Raw genomic sequence first — 23,870 nt, forward strand, 5'->3', positions numbered from 1 at the left:
TTGTGACAGGAAAAGCAACTGCCGGTAACTCAGGAAAATCAGTTCGCAGTGACTGTTTTGTATCCTTGGAACTTACTAAATCCGGGGGTATCGAGATTAATCTTAAAAGCAAAGTGGAAGTGCTTTATGGTGAAAATATCCGTCAGGAATGCCTGAAAGTTCTTAAATTTTATAATATCAAAAATTGTAAGCTGGCAGTGGAAGACAGTGGTGCTTTGAATTTTGTAATTCAGGCACGTCTGGAAGCAGCAATTCGAGAAATTATCGAAACCGATAAAGAATATCTGCCAGAGATGCTGACTCAAAATCTTTATGGTACAAAAAAAGACCGTTATCGCAGAAGCAGACTTTATCTACCGGGCAATACACCCAAACTGGCTATTAATGCCGGATTACATAAACCTGATGGAATCATTCTCGATCTGGAAGATTCTGTTGCTCCTGCAAAAAAATATGAAACACGCTTCCTGGTGCGAAATACTCTAAGAGCTCTTGATTTCTATGGGGCAGAACGGATGGTGAGAATTAATCAAATCCCTGCCGGGCTTGAAGATCTGAAATATTTGTTACCTCATAACGTAAATGTGATACTGATACCTAAATGTGAAGATCCTGAACAGATTGGAGTTCTGGAAGAAGTAATAGGTGAGATGAAAGATAAGCATGATCTGGAACATCCTATCTGGCTGATGCCAATAATTGAAAGTGCTCTGGGCGTGATAAAAGCCTATGAAATAGCAACTGCTTCTCCCTATATAGTTGGACTGGCAATTGGTCTGGAAGATTATACAGCAGATCTGGGTACACAGCGCACCTTGGAAGGAAATGAGACATTTTTTGCCAGATGTCAGGTCGTCAATGCCGCCAGAGCAGCTGGGATCCAACCGATAGACAGCGTGTTCAGTGATGTTTCTAATATGGAGGGTTTGGCGAAGAATGTACAGAATTCCAAGCAGCTTGGTTTTGATGGTATGGGTTGTATTCATCCTCGTCAGATACCTGTAATTCATGAGAATTTTGCTCCTGATGAAAACGAAATTGCCAAGGCAAAGCTAATCGTGAATGCCTATATTATAGCTGAGGAACAGGGACAAGGAGTCGTTTCACTTGGTTCTAAGATGATTGATGCACCTGTTGTGAAACGTGCTCAACGCACTATAGATATTGCACTTAAGCTAAATAAGATAGACGCAAACTGGCGTGATGAATTTCTGAAGGAGGACTAAAAATGGCAGCCGAATTAGTAAAAAACTTTGTAGGACGCACAGTTCCAACTGAAGTAAATGGTAAGAAAGAAGTTCCCTATCTGGGTAATGGAAAATATAGACCAGAAGGTCGCCGTTATGGTCCGCCTATAGTATGCGCCGAAGATTATCCATCTGATGGAAATAAAGTAGTTCCCAACTTAAAAGAAGCATTACAGGCAGCCGGACTGAGAGATGGTATGATTATCAGTACTCATCATCATTTGCGTAATGGCGATCTGGTAGCGAATGAGGTTTTCAAAATCGCCAGTGAGATGAAAATCAAAGACCTGGTCTGGTTCCCTTCGGCTTCTTTCCCCTGCCATGCCGAGGTCATAAAATATTTGGATGATGGCACTATCCATCATATCGAAGGCAGTATGAATGGACCTTTGGGCAGATACTGTTCAGAAGGTAAAATGCGTGGAACAGCTATACTGCGTTCACACGGAGGACGCTATCAGGCAGTGGAAGATGGTGAAGTGGTTATAGATATTGCCGTGCTGGCAGCCCCTGAAGCCGATCCATTTGGTAATGCTAATGGTTTGCATGGACCTTCTGCCTGCGGTGGACTCGGTTTTGGTCTGGCAGATAGTCAATATGCCCATAAATCTATAATAGTAACAGATAATCTGATACCATTCCCCTGCATACCCATGCAGCTTCATGGCAATTATATTGATTATGTGGTGGTAGTGGATAAAATAGGTATTCCTGAAATGATCGTAAGCGGGACTACTCAGATAACTAAAAGCCCTGATCGACTTTTGATTGCAGAACTTACAGCAAAATTCTGTGAAGCTGCGGGACTTATCTATGATGGATTCTGTTTCCAGGCGGGAGCTGGTGGAACTTCGCTTTCCATTGGAATATATATCCATGAAATTCTAAAGAGAAAAGGCTGGAGAGCTCGCTGGTCCATAGGTGGCACCACCAAATACAGCACCAAAATGCTGGAAGAAGGCTCTTTAGAATATATGCTGGATGGTCAAACTTTTGATCATAATGCTGTGGAATCAATGGATAAAAATGATAACCATTACGCAATTTCAGTATTCCACTCTTATGATTATCACAGCAAAGGATTTTATCTGACCATGATGGATTTGGTGGTTTTGGGTGCCACAGAAGTGGATGTTAATTTTAATGGCAATGTGGTTACGCATTCTGATGGTTTGCTGCTGCATGGCATTGGTGGCTGGCAGAACTGCCTGTTTGCCAAATGTACTATTTTACCGATTCCTCTTTTCCGTAACCGGATGCCCGTTATACTTGATCAAGTAACTACTATAGTGGGGCCAGGCAGTATGGTGGATGTGATAGTTACAGAACGTGGTATTGCCATAAATCCTCTGAGAAAGGATTTGATAGATAAAACAAAGCATTCCGGATTGCCAATTAAAACAATTCAGCAACTCAAAGCAGAGGCAGAAGCGATTTGCGGAAAACCTGCTAAACCAGAACTGGAAGACGATATAGTTGCCATTATCAAATGGGTAGATGGCACAGTGATAGATAGCGTAAAAAAAGTAAAAACTAAATAAAACATGGAGGACACAATGGCTAAAAGAACCGTTGTAACAATGCCCGGAGATGGCATAGGAAAAACCGTATTACCTGAAGCGATTCGCGTACTTGATGCAGTAGGATTTGAAGCAGAATATGTTCATGCCGATATCGGCTGGGAATTCTGGTGCAAAGAAGGAAATCCACTTCCCCAGAGAACTTTGGATTTATTAGAAGAACATGGTATCAGTCTTTTTGGCGCTATCACAAGCAAGCCAAAATCTGAAGCAGCAAAAGAATTGTGCTCTACTCAGCAGGATAAGGGTCATGTATATTACAGCCCTATCGTGGGTTTACGTCAGCATTTTCTGCTTGATATCTGCCAGAGACCATGCAAAACATTTAAGGGTAACCCTTTGAACTTTATTCGTCGTGGTGCTGGAGATACAATCGAAGAACCTGAAGTAGATGTGGTTATTTTCCGTCAAAATACCGAAGGTCTTTATGGTGGTGTGGAATGGACAAATCCTCCTGATAAGGTGTATGAAGGCTTGATGACACATCCTAAATTCGTGAAAAATTTTGGCTGGTGCCCCCGCGAAGAGCTGGCGATCAGTACCCGCATTTTCACTAAGAAGTATTCTCAGCGTATTTGCGAACAGGCTTTTGAATATGCCAAGGAATTTGGTTATAAGAAAGTAACACTTTGCGAGAAACCAAACGTGATCCGTGAAACTTCTGGCATGATGCTGGCAATCTGTCGTGAATTAGAAAATAAATATCCAGAAATCACCTTTAATTATACGAATATAGATGCCCAGATGATGTGGATGACCAAGAATCCAGAAACTTATGGTGTGATCATTGCCGGAAATATGTTCGGTGACATCGTATCTGATGGTTTTGCTGGTTTAACTGGTGGATTAGGTTTTGCCTGCAGTGCTAATATTGGCAAAAAAGTGGCTATTTTTGAACCGACTCACGGTTCTGCTCCCAAATATGCTGATTATGAAGTATCCATAGTATCTCCTATCGCTATGGTATTATCTGCCTGCATGATGCTGGATCACATTGGTGAGACAGATAAGGCGATTACGATCAGAAAAGCCGTTTCCAAAGTAGTGGAGGAAGGCAAAGTTCGCACTTATGACATGATGAAAATGAGCGGTAAGCCAGATGTAGTTTCAAAAGGTGCAGCAAGCACTCAGCAGATGACTGATGCTATCATTGCAGCTTTATAAATAGGAGGAATAATGACAGTAAAGGAATTGTGGCCGGAACTGGAATGGATAAAAGATGAGCAATTGCGTGCCCAGACAGAAAAAACCTGGAAAATTGCTTTGGAAAGAAGCGTACTTACGGCAGAAGACCTGATGCGTATTCCTTTCACTTTGCTTTGCGGTCCTGACCTTAAGGTTACTTTTATGGATCATAAACGCAGCGTGGTGCATATTGCCAAAGATGCTGGTGAGATAGTTAATAACTCATATCATGGTGAATTGCCGGTTGATATGGACGTACTGATAGCTGGTGCCATTCTTTGTGATGTGGGCAAGCTGGTGGAATATGTTCTGGATGAAAATGGCAAAGCGGTGCAGGGCTCTTATGGCAAATATCTGCGTCATCCATTCAGTGGAGTATCACTGGCAGAAGAATGTGGTGTTCCAGCCCCTGTTTCTCACATTATAGCAGCTCACGCTGGCGAAGGTGATATGATCAAGCGCACTACCGAAGCATACATTGTTCATCATGCTGATTTCATGACCTTTTTACCCTTTAAAAGCAGATTGCAGGTTTAGGAGGACGTATGAGTTTAACCCTTATAGAAAAAATCCTGGTTAATCACAGTGATAAAACTGATGTGAATCCTGGTGATATTGTAGATATCTTTATAGATGCCCGAGTAGCACGTGATTTTGGCGGAGCTAATGTAGTAAAGAATATGCAGGATAATAACCTGACATTAGCTGATCCTAAACTCACAATGTTCACCTTTGACTGTAATCCCGGCGGCAGCGATCAGAAGTATGCTGTTAATCAGCAGATATGTCGTGTTTATGCTCGTGAGCAGGCCCTAAAAGTGTTTGATATTAACAGCGGTATCGGAACTCATATTCTCATGGATAAGGGTCTTGCTTATTCTGGATCCACAGCAATCAGCACAGATTCTCATGCCAATATTATGGGTGCCGTAGGTGCTTTTGGTCAAGGTATGGGTGATAAGGATATTGCCGCAGCCTGGGCAAATGGCAAGGTATGGTTCAAAGTTCCCAAATCGGTAAAACTCACTATAAAAGGCAAACGCCCAGCGAATATTGCAGCAAAGGATATTGCGCTTAATCTGCTGGCAGAATTTGGTGCAAATACTCTTCTGGGATACGCTGTGGAAATTTATGGTGAAGATATTGATAAACTCACTCTGGATGAACGCATCACAATCTCCAGTATGGCTACAGAGATGGGCTGCATTGCAATTCTCTTCACGCCTAATGAAGAAATTATGAAGTTCTCATCTAAAATGGCAGGTAGAAAGCTGGAACTTGTGGAAGCAGATAAAAATGCTGACTATGACCAGGTTCTGGAGCTGGATTTCAGTACTTTTGTGCCTCGTACATCTCAGCCTGGTAAACCGCATGACACGGTTGCTGTAAAATCACTTGATAAAATTAAAATAGATAGTGCCTTTATTGGCAGTTGCACAAATGGCAGAATAGAAGATCTGCGGGAAGCTGCTGTAATTTTGAAAGGTAGAAAAGTAGCTCCAGGCGTTGTGCTTAAGATAGTTCCATCCACAGATGATGTCTGGAATCAGGCACTTCAGGAAGGATTGATCAAGATATTCAAAGATGCTGAAGGTCTGGTGGGTAACGCTGGTTGTGCTGGTTGTGCTGCCGGGCAGATAGGTCAAAATGGCGCTGGTGAGATCACTATCTCTACTGGCAATCGTAATTTCCCTGGCAAACAGGGGAAAGGAAGTGTATATCTGGCTTCTCCAGCCACTGTAGCAGCTTCTGCTGTAGCTGGCTATATCACAACTCCAGATTGTATTCCTGATCATCCGGCATTGTTTACTCAAACTGCTTCCCAGGCTCAAGCAAAGACAACTCATGATACGGAGAAGAAAACGGCTAAACCCGAACAGATTGAAGGACGTGTCTGGTTCATCCAAGAAGATAATATTGATACTGACATGATCTTCCATAATCGCTACCTCACCATTACTGACCTGGCTGAAATGGGACAATACACCTTTGATAATCTGGCTGGATATGAAGATTTTGCCAAAAAATCAAAACCCGGTGATATTGTTGTTGTGCAAAAGAATTTTGGTTCGGGCAGCAGCAGACAGCAGGCAGTGGATTGCTTTAAATCACTGGGAGTTCAGGCGATTATAGCTGAATCCTTTGGTTCAATTTATGAGCGTAATGCCATTAATGCTGCCTTCCCGATCATGACATATAATGATATCGCTATACTTGATCTCAAAGATGGCGATATGATCAAAGTAGATTTTACCAGTGGTAAGATCACTAATAAAACTAATAATAATAGTATTCAGGCAGAACCATTCTCTGATGTGCAAATGGAAATCTACCATAAAGGTGGAATCTTCGGATAAAGGAAGGAGAAATTATGGGAAAGACTTATGTAGAAAAAATATTTGGTGCCCAGACGGGTTCAATAGTATTTGCCAAACCTGATCTGGTGCTCACACACGATAATACTGCCAGTATTGCAAACACATTCAAAAAGATGGGTGGTACTAAGGTTGCTGATCCTAACCAGCTTCTGGTTGTACTGGATCATAATGCTCCACCCACTACTGATAAACTCGCTAACCAGTATCAGGCAATACGTGACTTTGTAAAAGTTCAGGGTATCAAGAAATTTCATGATGTTGGTGATGGTATTTGTCATCAGGTGATGAGCTATCATGCCAAACCAGGAATGATCATTGTTGGTTCAGATAGTCATACCTGCACCGCAGGAGCTTTTAATACAATGTCTGCCGGAATTGATAGAACTGAATCTGCAGGACTCTGGAAACGTGGTGAAACCTGGTTTCGCGTACCTGATTCCATCAAGATCAATCTCACTGGCTCACTTTTAAAAGGAGTTTTTGCCAAAGATATCTCGCTGTGGATAATCGGTATGATAGGTTCTGCGGGAGCTAATTACTGCTCTATCGAATATCATGGTGATGGTGTGAAAACCCTCACTATTTCTCAAAGAATGACCCTGGCAAACCTGGCTTCAGAGATGGGTGCAAAAAATGCTGTATTCCCTCCAGATAAAGTACTGGCAGACTTTCTGAGTGTAGATACTATCGAAAATGGCACCTGGGCAGATCCTGATGCCACATATATTCAGGAAATTAATATCAATCTCAGCGAGGTATTCCCGCTGGTTGCCTGCCCACATCACGTAGATAATGTGAAAGCGCTTTCAGAAGTTGAACGTACCCCGATTCATCAGGCTCTTATTGGCACCTGCACAAATGGTCGTCTGGAAGATATGCGCATTGCTGCCCAGATATTGGATGGCAAGAAGATCCCGAAAGGCTTCCAGCTCCTGGTATGCCCGGCATCAAAAGAAATCTATCTTCAGGCTATGGAAGAAGGACTCATCGCCAAAATGATGAATGCCGGTGCTGTGATCCTCAGCTCTTCCTGCGGTCCCTGCCTGGGAACTGGTCAGGGAATTCCTGCTGATGGTTATAATATATTATCAACTGCTAACCGTAATTTCCTGGGACGCATGGGTAATAAAAAGGCTTTTGTTTATCTGGCTTCACCTGCAGCAGTAGCATATTCAGCTCTTAAGGGTGCAATCACTGATCCTCGCGGGTTCAAAGCTAATGATAAATTCCCTTATCAGCATGAACAATCAGACACCGTTACAATTGCAGAAACAGATAATCGCAGATTAGGCACTACCTGGAATTATGCCGATGTGGATAACCTGAATACTGACCAGATGTTTGCCGGGAATCTTACCTACAAAGTGCTCAGCTCAGATCCCGAAGCTATCATGCCCTATCTTTTCATAGATTTCGATCCTAATTTCACCAGGAATGTGCAATCCGGTGATGTATTGATAGCTGGTGAAAACTTTGGCTGCGGTTCATCCCGCGAGCATCCTGCCGTAGGACTTGCTCATGCCGGAGTGAAAGCTGTTATCGTGAAATCAGTTAACCGGATTTTCTATCGTTCTTCAGTTAATCAGGGTTTACCTATTATTGTTCTGCCCGATGTGGTTGATGCCTATAATCCTGGTAATGAAGTCAATGTTGATCTGGAAAAAGGGCTGGTTATTATTGCTGGAAAGGAATTCCCCTTCCCACCACTACCCCCGGCTCTGCTGGAAATATTCCAGGCAAAAGGTCTGGTAAACTGGATAGTTAATAATTAAACATATAAAAGCAAAAAGCCCGGAATTCCGGGCTTTTTCTTTATTTTCTCTAATCCCAACTAAGTTATCGAGTTAAGATGATGTACTCATCAGATTGACTTGAGCACGACCATTATTCCCTCCCAGTCTTAAGTCAATCTGCTTCGCATCTTAACTCAATACCTCCCAGCCAGAAAAAATTTATTTACACTTTTTTCAGGATATTGTTTTTTTACTCTGTGAAATTAGAATAGGAAAAATTTATGGACATATTAAAAAAGTTGATTAATGAATTATTAAAAGAATGGCAGGGAGGTAATTCACCCGGATTTGCCATTTCTATCATTAGTAAAAAATCTTACTTTGATTCATATTATTACGGCTGTGCCTCTCTGGAACACTCTATCCCTATTGATCAGGATACCATCTTTTATCTCTGTTCACTTTCTAAACAGCTTACTGCTGCCTGCCTTGCTTTCCTGATCGAGGAAAATAAAATATCCCTCTCTAATCCTCTCAGAAAATTTTTCCCAGAATTACCCGCTGGCGTTTACGACCCCATCAATATCGGTCATCTCGTTCATATGACAAGCGGAATACATGAATGGTATGATATGATGGAATTTTCCGGCAGTTATAATGATGAATATCCCTGGCGAAAATCAATTATTTCACTACTTGCAAGACAGAAAAAACTAAGCTTTACCCCCGGTGATCGTTTTTCATACTGCAACACGAATTATTCACTGGTGACACTGATCATCGAAATGATCACCAGCAAAAGCCTGACAGAATTTGCCCGACAGATGATCTTTGAACCCCTGAACATGAATTCCACCTTCTTTTGTGAAGATAATAGCCGGGTAATTCCTCATCTTGCCGCAGGCTATTACAGGATTGCCAATACAAATAAAATTGCTGATAAATTGCCTCCCTTGATCGGTGCCGGAGGAGTATATTCTAATCTTCCCGATATGACCACCTGGCTTCAGACCATTCTTAATCAAAAGTGGCAACCTTACATTTTTAAAACTTTGTTTGAACCCAATCTGCTCAATAATGGCAAGCCTAATCCTTATCTGATGGGATTCAAAAACCACTATTATCATGATCATTTCATCCTTGATCACGGTGGAGCAGTCCCCGGTTTCTTTACCCATATCTCTTATTTACCTCACCAGAATTGCGGGTTTGTCTGGCTGGCGAATCACAGTAATTTCAAACCGGATCAGTTCACAAATGCTTTGCTCAGCTATCTGGAAACCGAATTCAAACCAGTTAATAATTCAATCGGAAATTCAATCCCTCAGCTTGATGATCCTGCCAAATATTCAGGTAATTATATCTACCTGGATGATGAGAAATCTCTTACATTGACCGCAGAGAATAGCTACCTGCATATTGAAGGAAATCCAAACGAATTTCAGCAGCAGCAGGATAATGTCTTTGTGAATGTCAACGACAACTCTAATTTCATCATAATTGAAGAATATCACCAGCTTGTTATTTTGCGTATTATCTCAGAAAATGACGATAAATTTCTTCTTAAAACTCTGAATCTTCCCAGACTGAAGGATTATAAGCAGTTCTTTGGAAGTTATTACAGTCCAGAACTGGATGTTACTTATTCACTCACTTATTGCAAAGATAAACTTTATATAGATGCCGTGAAAAGATTTTCTGGTACTGACCTTATTCTCATTGCTTCAGATGTTTTTCTTAGTCCCATAAAAGGATTTAAACTTCGCTTTCAAAGAAATAATAAACAGAAAATTATTTCCTTTATTCTGGACAGCTCCCGTTCACAGAATTTCACCTTCCACAAAATCCTCGGCACCAATTTCTAAACAACCCGCAATTTCTCTTTAATAAATAGCATATTACATATTATTACCGCTTAATATATGTTAAAGTGGTATTTAGTAGCTAATTGTATTTAATCCACTCCATTCAGAGTTTGCCAGAAGGTGTTCCTGCAAAGCTCCAAAATCATTAAAATCCCCACTACAAAACTGTTTCAGCTTCTTTACAGCTATAAAGTGACCTTCCAGAGGAACAACTCAACCCGGCATAACATAAAAATGTTATGCCGGGTTGAGTTGTTCCTCTGGAAGTCTGGTAATAGTCTACAAATAATAGAAAGTAGGGATTGGCAATTTTCAGTTGAATATCTGTGATGAGGTATAAAGGTTGACATTTATTTTAGGGGAAAAAGTGATGTAATTTATGAAAGAGATATTAAAAGAGCATTTGGAGTCAGGGGTAGTACAATTATCTGATAGTGCCGGTATCGTGGCATTTTTTGGTGATGGTAAGATGCTGATGTGTGCGATGACGAGTGATATATCAGCATACCTGGCAGTATATTTTGGTGATGATATCGATGATAAGAACATCGGTGAATTATTAGAGCAATGCGATAAAATAGGCTACTGGGAGACTGATAGGATATTTTCAGCATTACTGGGATATAAAGCCCTTGAGCAGAAGTATAATCCACCTTTTAATCGAATAATAAGATATTATGATGATTATCAATACCTGGGATTAAATTTCGTAAAAATACCCTTTATCAAAGTAGAAAGCACAACAATAAATGACTTTTTTTATATTGGGCCTTTCAGGAGCCGTTATTTTGTACATGATGTGATAGATGCCTCTGCGGAATATTTTAAAACGCCGTCCTGTCCAGGAGACTCCTTTCCCTGCGAATTACTTGAAGCGAAAAAATGCACGGGATACTGCATCCAGAATCAAGAGCAGCTGGCAGCGGATCTAACAAAGTATTTTCTGCAGCCAAAACAAGAGAATCTGGATATACTCACTAAGGAAATTGATACTTTACTGGATGGTTTTTTATTCACCAAAGCAGAAGCAGTGAAGCATCAGAAGAAATTATTAAGTAATTTTTATCATCAGGTTGCTTTTCTAATAGTTACCAAGCATTTGAATTTAAAATATGAATATGATGGCAAAAACATAGAGATAGCTAATGGTTTGCTCAAGCGGATAGATGGCAGAATACTGGAGCGTGTAAACCAGAAATATCAGTTAAATGAATTATTTGCTATAGATAAATCTGAGCTGGATGAGAGATGGGTGATCTATAATGAAGTGAGTAGCAAAATACCTGAAAAACTGCTTGAGTGTTATGAAACCACACAGCAGCAGTTGAGTAAATATTTGTTAAATAAGGAATAGGAATGGAGAGGAGCAAGAAAATAAATTTGTTAATAGTTGATGATGATGTAAGCACGGCCCGTAGCCTGCAATTGATGATCAGCAAGAAATATGAAAATATCAATGTTGAAACAGCTAATGGAGGATTTGCAGCCATGCGACGGATACGTCAGGGTGGGATAGATGCAGTATTGACCGATGTGGCAATGCCTGATATGAATGGTTGTGACTTATATAGAAAGATCATGGAGACTAATGATAATATCCAGGTGATCATGATGTCAGCCTATTATGATCCATCTCATTCAGTGGTTAAAGCTAAATTGGAAGGACTTAAGGACGTGGTTCCCAGTCTGGAGCTGATAGAGAAAAAGGATCTTGTCGAACAGATATTTAAAAAAATAGAAGAGCACTTTTTAAAATAAAGGGAGTACATAGCTGCTGATGTGAAATTACTTGCAATAGTTCTATTTATCCTGTTGATATTGCCCTGTTATTCAGAAGTATTGAATTATGATAATATCTACGTAACTTATCATGGTTCAGACGGTAAAATAGCCTCGGAACTAGGTAGGCAATTAGCAGCAGATATTGGCGACTTTCAGAAACAGACGGGACATTACCCAGAGCTTAAAACCCAGATCATAATAGCAAAAGACCATGCAGAATACCAGAGTTTTGTGGAAAGCAGTGGTGGAATCCAGGAATTTTCTCAGGCAATATTCAGGAGAAGCACAAATACGATCTATATCCGCAATCCCAAAGATAACCTGCGATTTAATCAGTTGAATAAGATATTACTGCACGAATATATCCATAGTTTTGTGTTTCACTATTTCAGGAATGCTCCTTTATGGTTCCACGAAGGTATGGCAGTATATTTCAGCAATGATTTTGGCAGTAACCGGGAACTAGGTCTGGCAAGGGATTACCTTTTTGGCAATACCAGACCATTATCACAGATGAGGACGAATTATCCGCGAAACCGGATAGAGTGGGAATCGTTTTATGCCAAGTCAGCTTTAGCGGTACGTTATCTGTATCAGAACAAAAAAGAACAATTTTACCGCATGTGGGATCTGGCAGAGGAAAATCATAGTTTTAATTCTGTATTTCTAAGAAGTATAAAATATACGGCACTCGATTTTTCCTTATTTTTTGAGGAGTATTGTGCTTCACATTTTCGATCTGAGATCATCCTTGCACTCAGTGGAATGATCTGGCTGTTGTTCCCCTTATTGTTCATTATTGGCTATTTACGCCGTCAGCATAAAATACGACAAAAACTAGCAGCAATGGAAGCAGAGGAAATGGAGCAGGAAGCGGAATTGATTGAAATATATGAGAATGGAGTTGACGAGGAAGATTAGAAGATTAAAATAGTATTATAAAATACAGGAGCAGCCATGGAGGAATTTGACAAGCTGGTGCAGATAGTTGCGGATTTACGTAATCCAGAAGCAGGATGTCCCTGGGATAAAATCCAGACCCATAAAAGTCTTGTACCTAATTTTATAGAAGAGCTTTATGAAAGCATAGAAGCGATAGAAGCAGGGGATATGGAAGATCTACGGGAAGAACTGGGAGATCTGATGCTGCATATTGTGATGCAAAGCAGGATAGCAGAAGAAGCTGGAAATTTTAAGATGGGTGAAGTTCTGCAGAGCATCAATGAGAAATTGATCCGTCGTCATCCACATATATACGCTGATGAACAGGTGGAGGATGCCAAAGGAGTGAAATTGAACTGGGAGCAAATCAAGCTGAAAGAGAAGACACATCGCAAATCAGCTCTGGAAGGCGTTCCTCTGGGTATGCCCAAACTGATAGTAGCTCAGAGGATGCAGGAAAAGGCAGCTGCAGTAGGCTTTGATTGGGATAATCACCACCAGGTATTTGATAAACTTTCTGAAGAAATTGCAGAATTAAAGGAAGCTATCGAAGAAGAAGATCCTGTTCATATTGAGGAAGAGTTGGGAGATTTGCTTTTTACAGTGGTGAATTTAAGCCGCAAGCTGGGAATTGATGCGGAGATGGCATTATCAGGCACAAATCGCAAGTTTGAAAGACGGTTTATGCAGGTCGAAGAAATTTATAATGGAAAAAAAACAAAGATGCATGATAGCAGTCTTGAGCAGTTAGATGAAGTTTGGAAAACAGTTAAAGATACTGAAAAATAGTACTTCCAATACAATAAAGCTGTATTTTATAATTGGAAGTTTACTGATATTGATCAGTTTTCTGGTATTTACCAATCTCTTGAGCAAAGATATTCAAAGAGATGTATCAGTGGTACCTGATCTTTATGCTCAGTTTATTGGTTTGCCAGACAATGTAAATCTGGAGAATTTCCTGACAGATTATTTTATGACAGAGATCATCCCTTTTATAGATTACCCCATAATCTTTTGTGATAGTTTACGGGTACCTTTTTCCTGGGAAAATATCAATGTGGAGATGCGTAATTTTGAATCATTAGATCAGGCAGATAAGGATAAACTTCATAAGATGGTAAAGCGTCTTCATAACCGGGGAAGTTATACATTGCTATATCAGAACCGAAGAAAAGATAATCTGATCGGCTACGTATATTTTGGGGAAACTAGTTCCATGAAGCAATTGCGATATATGCCTTATGTGGCAAGTATATTCGTGGTGATATTTATTGCAGTGGGAGCATTTGCCTTGGGATATATGCGCAGAAATGAGAAGAATCAGCTCTGGATCGGACTGGCAAAAGAGACTGCACATCAATTTGGCACACCCACGTCATCACTTGTGGGCTGGCTCAGCATCATGCGTAGTAGACTGGAAACGGCAAGTAATCCAGAAGAATCGAAAGAGCTTCTGGAATATATAGACCATATTGAGACGGATGTGAACCGACTTCAGAACGTAGCTTCCCGGTTTGGTAAAGTGGGCTCCACCATAAAACTGCAGAATACAATTTTGGATGCGATAATAGAGGAAACAGTAACTTATTTTCGCTCACGAGTACCGCAGGACAATAATAAGATAAGTATATATTATTTTAGTGAAATACACGGTGTGGTATTAAAGATAGATAATGATCTGATCAAGTGGACGCTGGAGAATATGATCAAAAATGCTATTGATGCCATGACCGGCAAAGGTGGTAAGATAATACTTACATCAGTGGTTAGGGAAGGCAATGTGATGATCAGGATAAGTGATGAAGGTAAGGGTATAGCAAGAAATATGTTCCAGCGGGTATTTCTGGCAGGGGTAACCAGTAAAGAACGGGGCTGGGGACTCGGCTTGAGCCTGGCAAAACGAATTATCGAAGAATATCATCAGGGAAAGATCAGAATTGTGCAAAGCGAATTGAAAAAAGGTACTACCTTTGAGATATTATTACCAATAAAAGATCTGGAGGCATAATGTATTTATTATCCAGACAGCAGATGTATGATTGTGATCGATATACAATCAATGATGGCATACCGGGCAAAGAATTAATGGAAAATGCCGGCAGGGGCAGTGCAGAATACATTAGAGATAATATTCTGAGTGCTGGTGAAATAATAATTTTCTGTGGAAGCGGTAATAATGGGGGAGACGGATTTGTAATAGCCAGATATCTGTGCAGCTGGGATTATAAAGTAACGGTAATTTTAACTGGTAAAACTGAGAAGATGACATCAGAAACTCTGGAAAACTATCAGAGTTGCCTGGATATGAATATCACAATGAAAACCATCGGCAGCTATGAAGATTGGCAGGCTTTGCAAATAAATATCACCAATTTTTCTCTGGTTATAGATGCAATCTTTGGAATTGGTTTTAAGGGAAACCTTCGAGGCTGGATAGTGCAATTGATAGCAGAGATAAATGATAGATCAAAGCTGACAGTTGCAATAGATATTGCCAGTGGGGTTGATGCCGATAATGGGGCAGCCCGGTCAGCTATACAGGCAGATCATACTCTAACTGTGGCAGCAATAAAATATGGCTCGATTATGGAAGCAGGTAAATGGCATTCGGGAAAGATCACAGTTATTGATATTGGCATTCCTCAGGAAGTGATCAGCGGGAAAAGACCGAAAAGTGTGCTTATTGATGCCGGATCCGTAATATTACCAGAGCGAAAAGGATATTACCATAAGGGTAATTATGGCAGAATTGCAATAATTGCGGGGTCACCAGGCTATTCAGGAGCAGCAGTGCTCTCCTCCAGGGCTGCTTTGCGCAGTGGAGCAGGATTGATCACGCTTTTTCATCCCCAGGGAATGGAATTGATCTTTGAAACCCAACTATTGGAAGTGATGACCAGAGTAATACCAGAAAAATCAGAGGAATTAACCAGGCAGTTAGAGAATTTTGAAGCTGTATTATTTGGACCAGGAGTTGGTCAAAGCAAAGAGGCAGAAACTATTCTGGAAATGCTGGTAAAAGAGTGGAAAAAACCGCTGTTAATAGATGCTGATGGTCTGAATCTGTTAAGTTTCCGGAAAGACCTTTTGCCACGGCTTATGGATAGAGATGTGTTACTCACTCCACATATTGGTGAATTCTCTCGATTAACAAGAATAAGTACTGAAGACATTCTTTTAAATCCAACTGAGATTCTTATGACCTTCTGTCAGGAAAATAGACTTAAGGTGCTATTGAAAAGCTCTACCAGTATTTTCTGCGATGGAGAAAAGCTGGTGTTTTGTACTGCGGGTAATGATGGACTGGCAACTGGAGGTAGTGGAGATGTACTTAGTGGGATTATCATCAGTTTTATCGGTCAGGGGTTGAGTGTATCAGATGCTGGAACAGCGGCTTCCTGGGTGCTTGGTGAAACAGCAGAAAAACTGGCATCGAAGCGAGAGACAAGGTCTATTATACCTTCTGATATAATTGAAAATCTGTTTACTATTTAAGATTTATCGGCTTCAATTTCGAATTTTTTTAGCCTTCTACTAAGTGCATGTCGTGAAATACCCAGAAGATCAGCAGCATTCTGATGATTATATTGAGTTTTTTCTAGAGCGATCAGGATCAGTTGTTTCTCATGTTCATCAAGTTTCAGGCTTTTATCAGCGATCAAATCAGCTTGAGCGGGTAGATCAAATTTATCATCAAGCAGGAAATGCTGAGGTTGAAGATTACCTCCTTTACTTAAAATAAATGCCCTTTCTATGAGGTTCTTGAGCTCACGAACATTACCAGGAAAACTATATTGCTGCAATTTGTGGATAGCTGAACGAGTGATTTCAGGTTTAGGAAGATTCATCTCTCCTGCCAATTGATTGATAAAGTAATCAATTAAAGGAGGAATATCAGATATTCTTTCCCGCAGGGGAGGGATATGAATTTCCACGGCATTTAATCTATGCACCAGATCAAGCCGAAATCTTGAGCTTTTCACCAATTCTTCTACGTTTCTATTTGTGGCAGATATAATTCTGAAATCATAGCTGTATTCTTTTTGGTCACCAATCTTTTTGATCTTTTTACTTTCAATTGCCCTGAGCAGTTTTGCCTGTAATTCAATAGGCATATCCCCTATTTCATCCAGGAATATTGTCCCCTGGTCTGCCAGTTCAAAATAACCTTTCTGATCTGAGATAGCACCGGTAAAGGAACCCTTCTTGTGTCCAAAGAATTCACTTTCTAAAAGAGATTCGGGTATTGCGCTGCAATTTACCGGGCAAAAGTTATTATCCTGTCGTGGGCTGGCATAATGTATCAAACGGGCAATAATCTCTTTACCACATCCACTTTCACCCGTGATCAATACATTGGAATTCTTAAATTTTGCTGCTGTCATCGCCAGTTCATAAACTTTCTGTAATGCTTCGCTGTTGCCGATCAAGTCATATTCTACCTGTTTCTTAAGCTCTCTACTGAGTAATGAATACTGGCTTTCCACCTTCTTGAGCTTGCGTGAAACTTCCAGAAATTTTCTTGTCCGCTCTATTGCCAGCTTGATATCAATATGGCGGAAGGGTTTTTTGAGAAAGTCACAGGCACCCAGACGCATGGCTTCAATCACTGTGTCCATATCTCCATGTCCAGTGACCATGATCACTTCCAGTTCAGGATAGTTCTTTCTTACCTTTTTAAGAACCTGAATTCCACTCATTTGAGGAAGCCTGATATCTAGAATGAGAATATCTACAGAATTTGATTTCAAGTAATTGAGAGCATTTTCCGGCAGTTCCTCGGCTGATGCCTGAAAATTCATGCTTTCTATAAATTCTATCAGTTCTTCATTGAAACTGGGCTCATCATCAAGTATCAAGATTTTCATTTTACTGTTTTGCATCTTGCTTTTCCCTTGATTGCGAAATAGGTAAGGTTACAATTGCCTTTGTTCCTTTACCTTGAATACTTTCTATTTCCAGATTTCCATCCATGTCTTTTACTATTCCATAAGAAATTGAAAGTCCTAATCCCGTTCCCTCTCCCGGCTGCTTGGTTGTAAAGAAGGGATGGATCACCTGATCGATAATATCGGGTGCAATTCCTTCCCCATTATCTGATACTATCATTAATATCTGATTTTCATGAAGACTAGTAGTTACTTTTATCTCACCCTTATTATTATTGATAGCATCCCGTGCATTACTGACCAGATTTAGAAGCACCTGCTCCAAACGGAAAGGATTGCCAAAAACAGGCAGAGATTGGGGATCCAAATCTATCTTTAATTCAATCCCATGATTACGATATTGCTCATAGAGAAGATTGATAGCATCATTTACGGGTTGATTAAGATCAAAAACTTCACTATTACCTTCCTTTTGCTCCCGGGAAAATGTTTGAATATGCTGAATAGTATTTTTCATGCGGAAGATGTTCTGGAAGATCTTCTCCATTTTTTTCTGGAGATAATCTCTATTCAAGCTATCAGATTTGATATGCGCAAGAACATTATCCATTGTGAAGGAGATAATATTGAGCGGTTGATTTATTTCATGAGCAATTCCGGCTGCGAGTTCACCCAATGAAGCCAGTTTGGATTGCTGAATTATTACTTGCTGCTGCTTATTTCTTTTTTCCACTTCTTCTCTAATTCTGTCTTCAAGCTCGGAGTTGATCTTATTAAGTTCTGAAGTTCTTTCCTCAACAAGCAGTTCAAGATGATTACGATACTTTTCCAGCTCCTGTGAGGTTCTATGTTTAAATAGAGCAATCTCTATAGTAGCATATAATTCGCGTTCTTCAAATGGTTTCACCAGATAGCCATAGGGATAGGTATATTTTGCATTCTGGATTGTCTTATCATCAGAATATGAAGTCAAAAACACAACCGGAAGGTCAAATTTATCCTTAATAATTGCTGCCGCCTGGACGCCTGACATTTCACCACGTAATCTAATATCCATCAGTATCAAATCCGGTTTCAACCCTTCTATTGCAGTAGTTACTTTTTCACCCCAGGCTTCAATTCCGCATACACTGTAATTCAATTTTTCGATAGAAAGCTTGATGCTTTCTGCAATGATCCTTTCGTCTTCAACAATAAGAACTTTTACAATATCCATCAGGTAGAAATCCCCGGGAAGGTGATAATAAACTCAGTACCGTTATCTGAGCCAATTTCAACTTTTCCCTCTAATTGATCTTCACTGAGCAGATATACAAGTCTCATGCCCAATGATCTGGTTTTATTTACATCAAATCCCTCTGGCAAACCGATACCATTATCTTTGATCTTTAGTATATACCCGCTAAATAAATCGTGGGTCATATTAATTATCACTTTTCCATGTTCTCGGTCAGCAAAGGCATACTTAAGTGAATTTGTAATTATTTCGTTAATAATCAATCCACAAGGAATAGCAATATTTACATCCAGCAGAATATCTTTGAGATCAAATTCAAAATCGATTTGACAGGGAGGAGTAAAGGTATTCATTAAAAGACTGGTGAGACTTTGCACATAATCCTGAAAATCTATCCTTGCCAGATCATCAGAACGGTATAGCTTTTCATGGATAAGCGACATAGATTTCACACGGTGATAGCTGTCATCAAAGATTCCCACAAGAGTTTCATCATCAATGTAATTTGCCTGCATCTTTAAAAGACTGGAGATCACCTGCATATTGTTTTTTACCCGATGATGGATCTCTTTCATCATCACATCTTTTTCTTCCAGTGAAAGCTCCAGTTTTTCCTGATATTGACGACGATCACTGACTTCCTTTTGTAATGACTCATTTAATCTGGTTAATTCCGAAGTTCTAAGTGCTACTCTTTGTTCTAATTCAGATTTAATTTTTTTCAGCTCATTTTCAGTGCGGGTGCGCTCTCTAACCTCGACCTTTAAAGCTTTATTAACATTGGATTTGGATGCATTCACCCAGACCATTAATACAACTAAAACTGCAAGCGAGATCATCCCCATCCACATTCTGGATTTCTGAAGATTTAAAATTGTATTCTGCTTCTTGAGCAGTTCTACTTCATATCGTTTTTTCCCTACTTCAAACCTGGTTTGCAAGTCAGCAATATTCAATTCATAATTAAGATCAGAGTATTTTTTATGAAATTCCAGGGCTTTTTTATAATCTCCCGTTTGAGTATAAAGCTCTGCCAGACGAAAATAGATCTCTTTTATTAAAAAATCTTCACCTAAACCTTGAGATAATTCCAGGCTCTGCAAAAAGCTTTTTACTGAATTATCATAATTACTTAAGATAAGATAAAGGTTTCCCAGATTATAAAGAGAAGTAATTATCCCAATCATATTTTCATCGCTTTTTTCCAGATTCAATGATGTGATATTTTTCTTGATTGCTTCATCATAATTTTTATTGATCTCAGCAATCACTGCCAGGTTATTTTCCAGGGAAGCAAGACCAGTAACATGATTGTATTTATTTGCCATATCCCTTGCTTGAAGGTAAGTTTCTTTTGCCTGCTTTATTTTACCTGAACGCATTTGAATATTACCAATACTGATCAATATTTCAATCTGACTTGAGAAATCTTTGATCTCGTTATAAATCTTCAAGGCTGCGTTGTAATCTCTTAATGCCAGTTCATATTTTCCCATTTTCCCATGCAGATAGCCTCGAAACCCCAAACCATCGGCATATTCCCATCTATTTTTCCCCTGATCAGCATTTTCCAGAAGCAGATTGATATTCTTTTGTGCTTCAGCAAAATCTCCCAGTTTAAAATATGCCATGGAAAGGTTATGACGGATCAAACCCTGCCGCCAGACGAGTTGATTAGCATCCTCTATATCTAGCGCTTGATAATAATAATCAAGGGCCTGTTCGTAATTAAAGAAATGAAAATATACATTACCAATTTTGATCAACTGGTCTGATATTGATTTAACATCGCCTTCCTGTTTTTGCAATTCATAAGATTTTACGGCATATTCCAAAGCTTTTTCTTCATTTTGGGCGACTATCCAGACTTTGGTTAGGCCGTCATATATCTCTGGCAATTCTTTTTTATCACGCAATTTAAGGATTACTGATTCTGCTTCCAGATATTCTTCTGATGCTTTTTCATATTCCTCCATATGCAGATACGTTTCTGCCAGGGTGAGTAATGAGATCACTACTCCAAAATCAATATGTGAACTACGAGCTATTTCCAGTGCCTGATGGCCATATTCAAGGCTTTGGTCATAAGATTTTTTCCAACTATCCCGAGCCAGTTTATTCAAAATATACATTTTCTTTTTATTACTAGCCTGTTCAAGGATACGCTCAGGATGATCAATATATTCCTGTGGTAGTAATACCTCCGGAATTTTAAATGCCTGAGCATATAATCCCGGTTCTTCAATCGTAGTAGTTCCCTTAAGTTCTTTTAGGGCAATATTAAGATCTACAGCATTTGCTATGCCTATTAGTAAAAGCAGCAAAATGAGAAAAATTCTTTGTTTAGCAACCATTTTTAATCCAATTTTATATTTTCATTATTCAATTCAATATTTTCCAACACAGATGGACGAGATGCGGATACTTCCACTCTTCCTTTGATCACCACATTCTCCCCAAAGTGTACATCTCCCTCGATAGACAATGCTTCACAATCTTCCAACGATGGATAATGACCATTCATCCTTTGATCAAAATCATTCACGGTTTTATAATATTTCTCATCAAGCTGAATTTGAGGAGCATAAGCTTTGCCTTCTATTAATTTTATCTGCCAGTTCTCATCAATTGCATAAGCATTTGAGCGTACTGCCAGAAATTCATTAGTCTTTTTTACTGGAACAAAACGCTCTCTTCCCACAACTACTGCCCGACTATCTTCAAATACATTTATCGCTGATCCCATAGCAGATTCCAATTGAATTAAGGAAATTCCATCTAATTTCTTCTCGTTCATGATTGGTGTAAGCTGCAGAAAATTTTCATTTTCATGCAATTTCTGCTCCAAAGTCTGCAGATTGACCCATAGGTTATTTGTATTGAAATATTTATAAAAATCAATATTCTGAAAATCTTTGATCTCTTCTTCAGGACATTGAGCAGATTCTCTTAAGATCAATCTACCCTGCTTGTCCTGTGCCAGATGCCCACCTTTTTTATCCATTTCTGTACGGTGGCACACTTCCATGATGAATGGGACATCTTCTTCTGCTATATATTGTAGTATCCTGCCGTCTGCAACCGCCCCTAAATTATCAGAGTTTGAGATAAAGATATATTTATATCCCTTTTTCAGCAGAAGATCAAGCACTCCTGTTTTCTTCATAACCATATATATCTCACCATGTCCAGGAGGATTCCAGTTTAGTTTATCATCAGCCATCTCCAATGGTTTCAAGGTATCTTTGATCACTTTAGGAAATTTATTCTGCAAAAAATCCAGAGGTAGATCATTTATCTTGAGGCTATTATATTTTGCCAGATAAGATAGAGTATCATCGCTGGTATTAAAACTATTCATGAATAGGAGCGGAATAGCAATATCCTTTTGCTTTCGTAAATTGATTATCTGCAGGGCAATAATATCCAGAAAAGTATATTCATCCTTGACTTTCAATAGTGATTTTGCCTTATCCAGACCCATTGAGGTTCCCAGTCCACCATTTAATTTGATCACTGCCATTTGCTCAAGTGGTGCTTTTTTCCCGTCTGGCAGGTCTGCATAAAGTACTAGACGGTCATCTGCCGGCTGATCAATTTCAGTTCTGCACAATTTCCCGCTTTCTCCCGCTGCCAGTTTATCATAAAGATATCTAAAAGAGTCTATAACGATCTGATCTAATTTTTCTGCCTGCATCTTGGCTTTAAAAAGCTCAAAATTATTTGCCATCTCTTTCCTCTCCAAGATTGATAGTTGTTTGAATAGAAAGGTTTTTTTCTCGATTAAGTCTGCGATTCTGATTTACAATAAGCTCGCTCAATAAACCCAGTGAAAAGAATTGCAGTCCCACCATGATCAATAGCATTGCCAGAAAAAGCAGGGGACGATTTGATAATGGTTGATCAAAGAAAATTTTAAGGACAGATAGATAAAGAGCTATCAAAAAACCCAGAAATGAAATACTGGCACCAATATTTCCAAATAGATACAAAGGGCTGCGGGAATAATGGGTGAGTAATTTCACAGTGAGAAGATCAAGAAAACCCCTAAAATATCTTTCCCAGCCATATTTGGAATTGCCAAACTGTCTGCTTCTGTGTTCCACCACAATTTCTGCAACTTTAAATCCCCGTGAATATGCAAGAGCTGGAATATAGCGATGCATTTCACCATAAATATCCAGTTCTTTGATAACTTCTGCCCGATATGCCTTAAAACCGCAATTATAATCATGCAGTTTGAGACCAAAGGATTGGGAAGTGATAAAATTAAAGAATTTTGAGGGCAGTCTTTTTGATAAAGGGTCATGACGTTTCTTTTTCCAGCCCGTAACCAGATCATTTCCTTCTGCCAGTTTCTCCAAAAAATGGGGTATTTCTTTGGGATCATCCTGCAGATCAGCATCCATCGTAAAGATAACATCACCACTGGCAATATTAAAACCACTTTGTAATGCCGCTGCCTTTCCCAGGTTCTTGCGGAATTTCACCACCTTCACATTAGCATCTCTGCCAGCGAGCTCTCTCATCACCTCAAATGTGCCATCCGTGCTGCCATCTTCTATAAAGATGATCTCATATTGATGTTCACCGCGATTGCCAATGATCTCTTCATAAAGCTGAATTATGCTTTCTTCTTCATTATATGCTGGAATAACAAATGATAATTTCACTTCTATTACCACCCTTTATATGAATATTATACTTGCCAGATACATTACAAATCCCGAGATTAATGGGATCTTAAAATTATCATCAAATCTTATCCGCCAGGCTTCCGCCAGAGTAGCACTTGCCGCTCCCATCAATATTGCCGCTAATGATAATCCTAACTGATAATCAAATTTATAATATACTACCCCAAAAATAAAAGTTCCCAGAAAACAGGCAATACTACCTTCCACGCTTTTCTTTTGACCCGGCAATTTACGCCTGCCAAACTTAATCCCTATAAATGCTGCCAGTGTGTCTCCTATCGCCAGAAATGATAAGCACATAAAGGCAATATTACCTGGAAATAATGCAATAC

Annotated in this window: 19 protein-coding genes; 13 read left to right on the plus strand and 6 right to left on the minus strand. The window is 39.5% G+C overall.

Annotated features, from left to right (window positions below; translation table 11 throughout):
- Positions 1 to 2: 2 nt before the first annotated feature.
- From RAO94_02575 to RAO94_02635, 13 genes are all read left to right on the plus strand, one after another.
- Positions 3 to 1,226 (plus strand): aldolase/citrate lyase family protein, encoded by a 1,224-nt coding sequence (locus RAO94_02575; GenBank protein MDP8321217.1) that lies wholly within the window; start codon positions 3 to 5, stop codon positions 1,224 to 1,226.
- A 2-nt stretch (positions 1,227 to 1,228) separates the two neighbouring features.
- Positions 1,229 to 2,788 (plus strand): citrate lyase subunit alpha, encoded by a 1,560-nt coding sequence (locus RAO94_02580; protein ID MDP8321218.1) that lies wholly within the window; start codon positions 1,229 to 1,231, stop codon positions 2,786 to 2,788.
- 15 nt (positions 2,789 to 2,803) lie between these two features.
- Positions 2,804 to 3,991, plus strand: a complete 1,188-nt coding sequence (locus tag RAO94_02585; GenBank protein MDP8321219.1) for an isocitrate/isopropylmalate family dehydrogenase — start codon at positions 2,804 to 2,806, stop codon at positions 3,989 to 3,991.
- Positions 3,992 to 4,003: 12 nt separating this feature from the next.
- Positions 4,004 to 4,549, plus strand: coding sequence for an HDIG domain-containing protein (locus RAO94_02590; protein MDP8321220.1), 546 nt, complete (start codon positions 4,004 to 4,006; stop codon positions 4,547 to 4,549).
- Positions 4,550 to 4,557: 8 nt separating this feature from the next.
- A complete protein-coding gene (locus RAO94_02595) occupies positions 4,558 to 6,369 on the plus strand; it encodes an aconitase/3-isopropylmalate dehydratase large subunit family protein (GenBank protein ID MDP8321221.1) in 1,812 nt (603 codons plus the stop codon).
- Between the two features lie 14 nt (positions 6,370 to 6,383).
- Positions 6,384 to 8,162 carry an aconitase/3-isopropylmalate dehydratase large subunit family protein gene (locus tag RAO94_02600; GenBank protein MDP8321222.1) on the plus strand — a complete coding sequence of 593 codons (1,779 nt, stop codon included), beginning with the start codon at positions 6,384 to 6,386 and terminating at the stop codon, positions 8,160 to 8,162.
- Positions 8,163 to 8,404: 242 nt separating this feature from the next.
- The gene (locus RAO94_02605) at positions 8,405 to 9,988 is read left to right on the plus strand and encodes a serine hydrolase domain-containing protein (GenBank protein ID MDP8321223.1); all 1,584 of its coding nucleotides are present in this window, start codon (positions 8,405 to 8,407) and stop codon (positions 9,986 to 9,988) included.
- 379 nt (positions 9,989 to 10,367) lie between these two features.
- Complete coding sequence (locus tag RAO94_02610) at positions 10,368 to 11,342, plus strand: hypothetical protein (protein MDP8321224.1); 975 nt, start codon at positions 10,368 to 10,370, stop codon at positions 11,340 to 11,342.
- A 2-nt stretch (positions 11,343 to 11,344) separates the two neighbouring features.
- Positions 11,345 to 11,746, plus strand: coding sequence for a response regulator (locus RAO94_02615; protein MDP8321225.1), 402 nt, complete (start codon positions 11,345 to 11,347; stop codon positions 11,744 to 11,746).
- 21 nt (positions 11,747 to 11,767) lie between these two features.
- Complete coding sequence (locus RAO94_02620) at positions 11,768 to 12,691, plus strand: hypothetical protein (GenBank protein ID MDP8321226.1); 924 nt, start codon at positions 11,768 to 11,770, stop codon at positions 12,689 to 12,691.
- 36 nt (positions 12,692 to 12,727) lie between these two features.
- The gene (mazG, locus tag RAO94_02625) at positions 12,728 to 13,501 is read left to right on the plus strand and encodes a nucleoside triphosphate pyrophosphohydrolase (GenBank protein ID MDP8321227.1); all 774 of its coding nucleotides are present in this window, start codon (positions 12,728 to 12,730) and stop codon (positions 13,499 to 13,501) included.
- Entirely contained in the window at positions 13,464 to 14,723 is a 1,260-nt protein-coding gene (locus tag RAO94_02630; GenBank protein MDP8321228.1) for a HAMP domain-containing sensor histidine kinase, read from the plus strand. Before mazG ends, RAO94_02630 begins: the two co-directional genes overlap by 38 nt.
- On the plus strand, positions 14,723 to 16,210 hold the full coding sequence (locus RAO94_02635) for an NAD(P)H-hydrate dehydratase (protein MDP8321229.1): 1,488 nt from the start codon (positions 14,723 to 14,725) through the stop codon (positions 16,208 to 16,210). The genes RAO94_02630 and RAO94_02635 overlap by 1 nt, the downstream gene beginning before the upstream one ends.
- On the opposite strand, the gene RAO94_02640 is transcribed toward RAO94_02635, so the two are convergent.
- From RAO94_02640 to RAO94_02665, 6 genes are all read right to left on the minus strand, one after another.
- Complete coding sequence (locus RAO94_02640) at positions 16,207 to 17,583, minus strand: sigma-54 dependent transcriptional regulator (protein MDP8321230.1); 1,377 nt, start codon at positions 17,581 to 17,583, stop codon at positions 16,207 to 16,209. The genes RAO94_02635 and RAO94_02640 overlap by 4 nt on opposite strands.
- A gap of 1 nt (position 17,584) precedes the next feature.
- Complete coding sequence (locus RAO94_02645) at positions 17,585 to 18,820, minus strand: ATP-binding protein (GenBank protein ID MDP8321231.1); 1,236 nt, start codon at positions 18,818 to 18,820, stop codon at positions 17,585 to 17,587.
- On the minus strand, positions 18,820 to 21,165 hold the full coding sequence (locus RAO94_02650; protein MDP8321232.1) for a tetratricopeptide repeat protein: 2,346 nt from the start codon (positions 21,163 to 21,165) through the stop codon (positions 18,820 to 18,822). The genes RAO94_02645 and RAO94_02650 overlap by 1 nt, the downstream gene beginning before the upstream one ends.
- A gap of 32 nt (positions 21,166 to 21,197) precedes the next feature.
- Positions 21,198 to 22,571, minus strand: coding sequence for a UTP--glucose-1-phosphate uridylyltransferase (locus RAO94_02655; protein ID MDP8321233.1), 1,374 nt, complete (start codon positions 22,569 to 22,571; stop codon positions 21,198 to 21,200).
- Positions 22,561 to 23,514, minus strand: coding sequence for a glycosyltransferase family 2 protein (locus tag RAO94_02660; GenBank protein MDP8321234.1), 954 nt, complete (start codon positions 23,512 to 23,514; stop codon positions 22,561 to 22,563). Before RAO94_02660 ends, RAO94_02655 begins: the two co-directional genes overlap by 11 nt.
- 15 nt (positions 23,515 to 23,529) lie before the next feature.
- A partial coding sequence (locus RAO94_02665; protein ID MDP8321235.1) for a phosphatidate cytidylyltransferase occupies positions 23,530 to 23,870 on the minus strand: 341 nt, incomplete at its 5' end.

It is taken from the genome of Candidatus Stygibacter australis, from assembly GCA_030765845.1.
In the GTDB taxonomy this organism is placed as follows: Bacteria; Cloacimonadota; Cloacimonadia; order Cloacimonadales; family TCS61; genus Stygibacter; species Stygibacter australis.

Bases quoted from the DNA above. Each gene is read 5' to 3' on its own strand.
- RAO94_02580 (MDP8321218.1), top strand. From the start codon at position 1,229: ATGGCAGCCGAATTAGTAAAAAACTTTGTAGGACGCACAGTTCCAACT.
- RAO94_02585 (MDP8321219.1), top strand. From the start codon at position 2,804: ATGGCTAAAAGAACCGTTGTAACAATGCCCGGAGATGGCATAGGAAAA.
- RAO94_02590 (MDP8321220.1), top strand. From the start codon at position 4,004: ATGACAGTAAAGGAATTGTGGCCGGAACTGGAATGGATAAAAGATGAG.
- RAO94_02595 (MDP8321221.1), top strand. From the start codon at position 4,558: ATGAGTTTAACCCTTATAGAAAAAATCCTGGTTAATCACAGTGATAAA.
- RAO94_02600 (MDP8321222.1), top strand. From the start codon at position 6,384: ATGGGAAAGACTTATGTAGAAAAAATATTTGGTGCCCAGACGGGTTCA.
- RAO94_02605 (MDP8321223.1), top strand. From the start codon at position 8,405: ATGGACATATTAAAAAAGTTGATTAATGAATTATTAAAAGAATGGCAG.
- RAO94_02610 (MDP8321224.1), top strand. From the start codon at position 10,368: ATGAAAGAGATATTAAAAGAGCATTTGGAGTCAGGGGTAGTACAATTA.
- RAO94_02615 (MDP8321225.1), top strand. From the start codon at position 11,345: ATGGAGAGGAGCAAGAAAATAAATTTGTTAATAGTTGATGATGATGTA.
- mazG (MDP8321227.1), top strand. From the start codon at position 12,728: ATGGAGGAATTTGACAAGCTGGTGCAGATAGTTGCGGATTTACGTAAT.
- RAO94_02630 (MDP8321228.1), top strand. From the start codon at position 13,464: ATGAAGTTTGGAAAACAGTTAAAGATACTGAAAAATAGTACTTCCAAT.
- RAO94_02635 (MDP8321229.1), top strand. From the start codon at position 14,723: ATGTATTTATTATCCAGACAGCAGATGTATGATTGTGATCGATATACA.
- RAO94_02640 (MDP8321230.1), bottom strand. From the start codon at position 17,583: ATGAAAATCTTGATACTTGATGATGAGCCCAGTTTCAATGAAGAACTG.
- RAO94_02645 (MDP8321231.1), bottom strand. From the start codon at position 18,820: ATGGATATTGTAAAAGTTCTTATTGTTGAAGACGAAAGGATCATTGCA.
- RAO94_02655 (MDP8321233.1), bottom strand. From the start codon at position 22,571: ATGGCAAATAATTTTGAGCTTTTTAAAGCCAAGATGCAGGCAGAAAAA.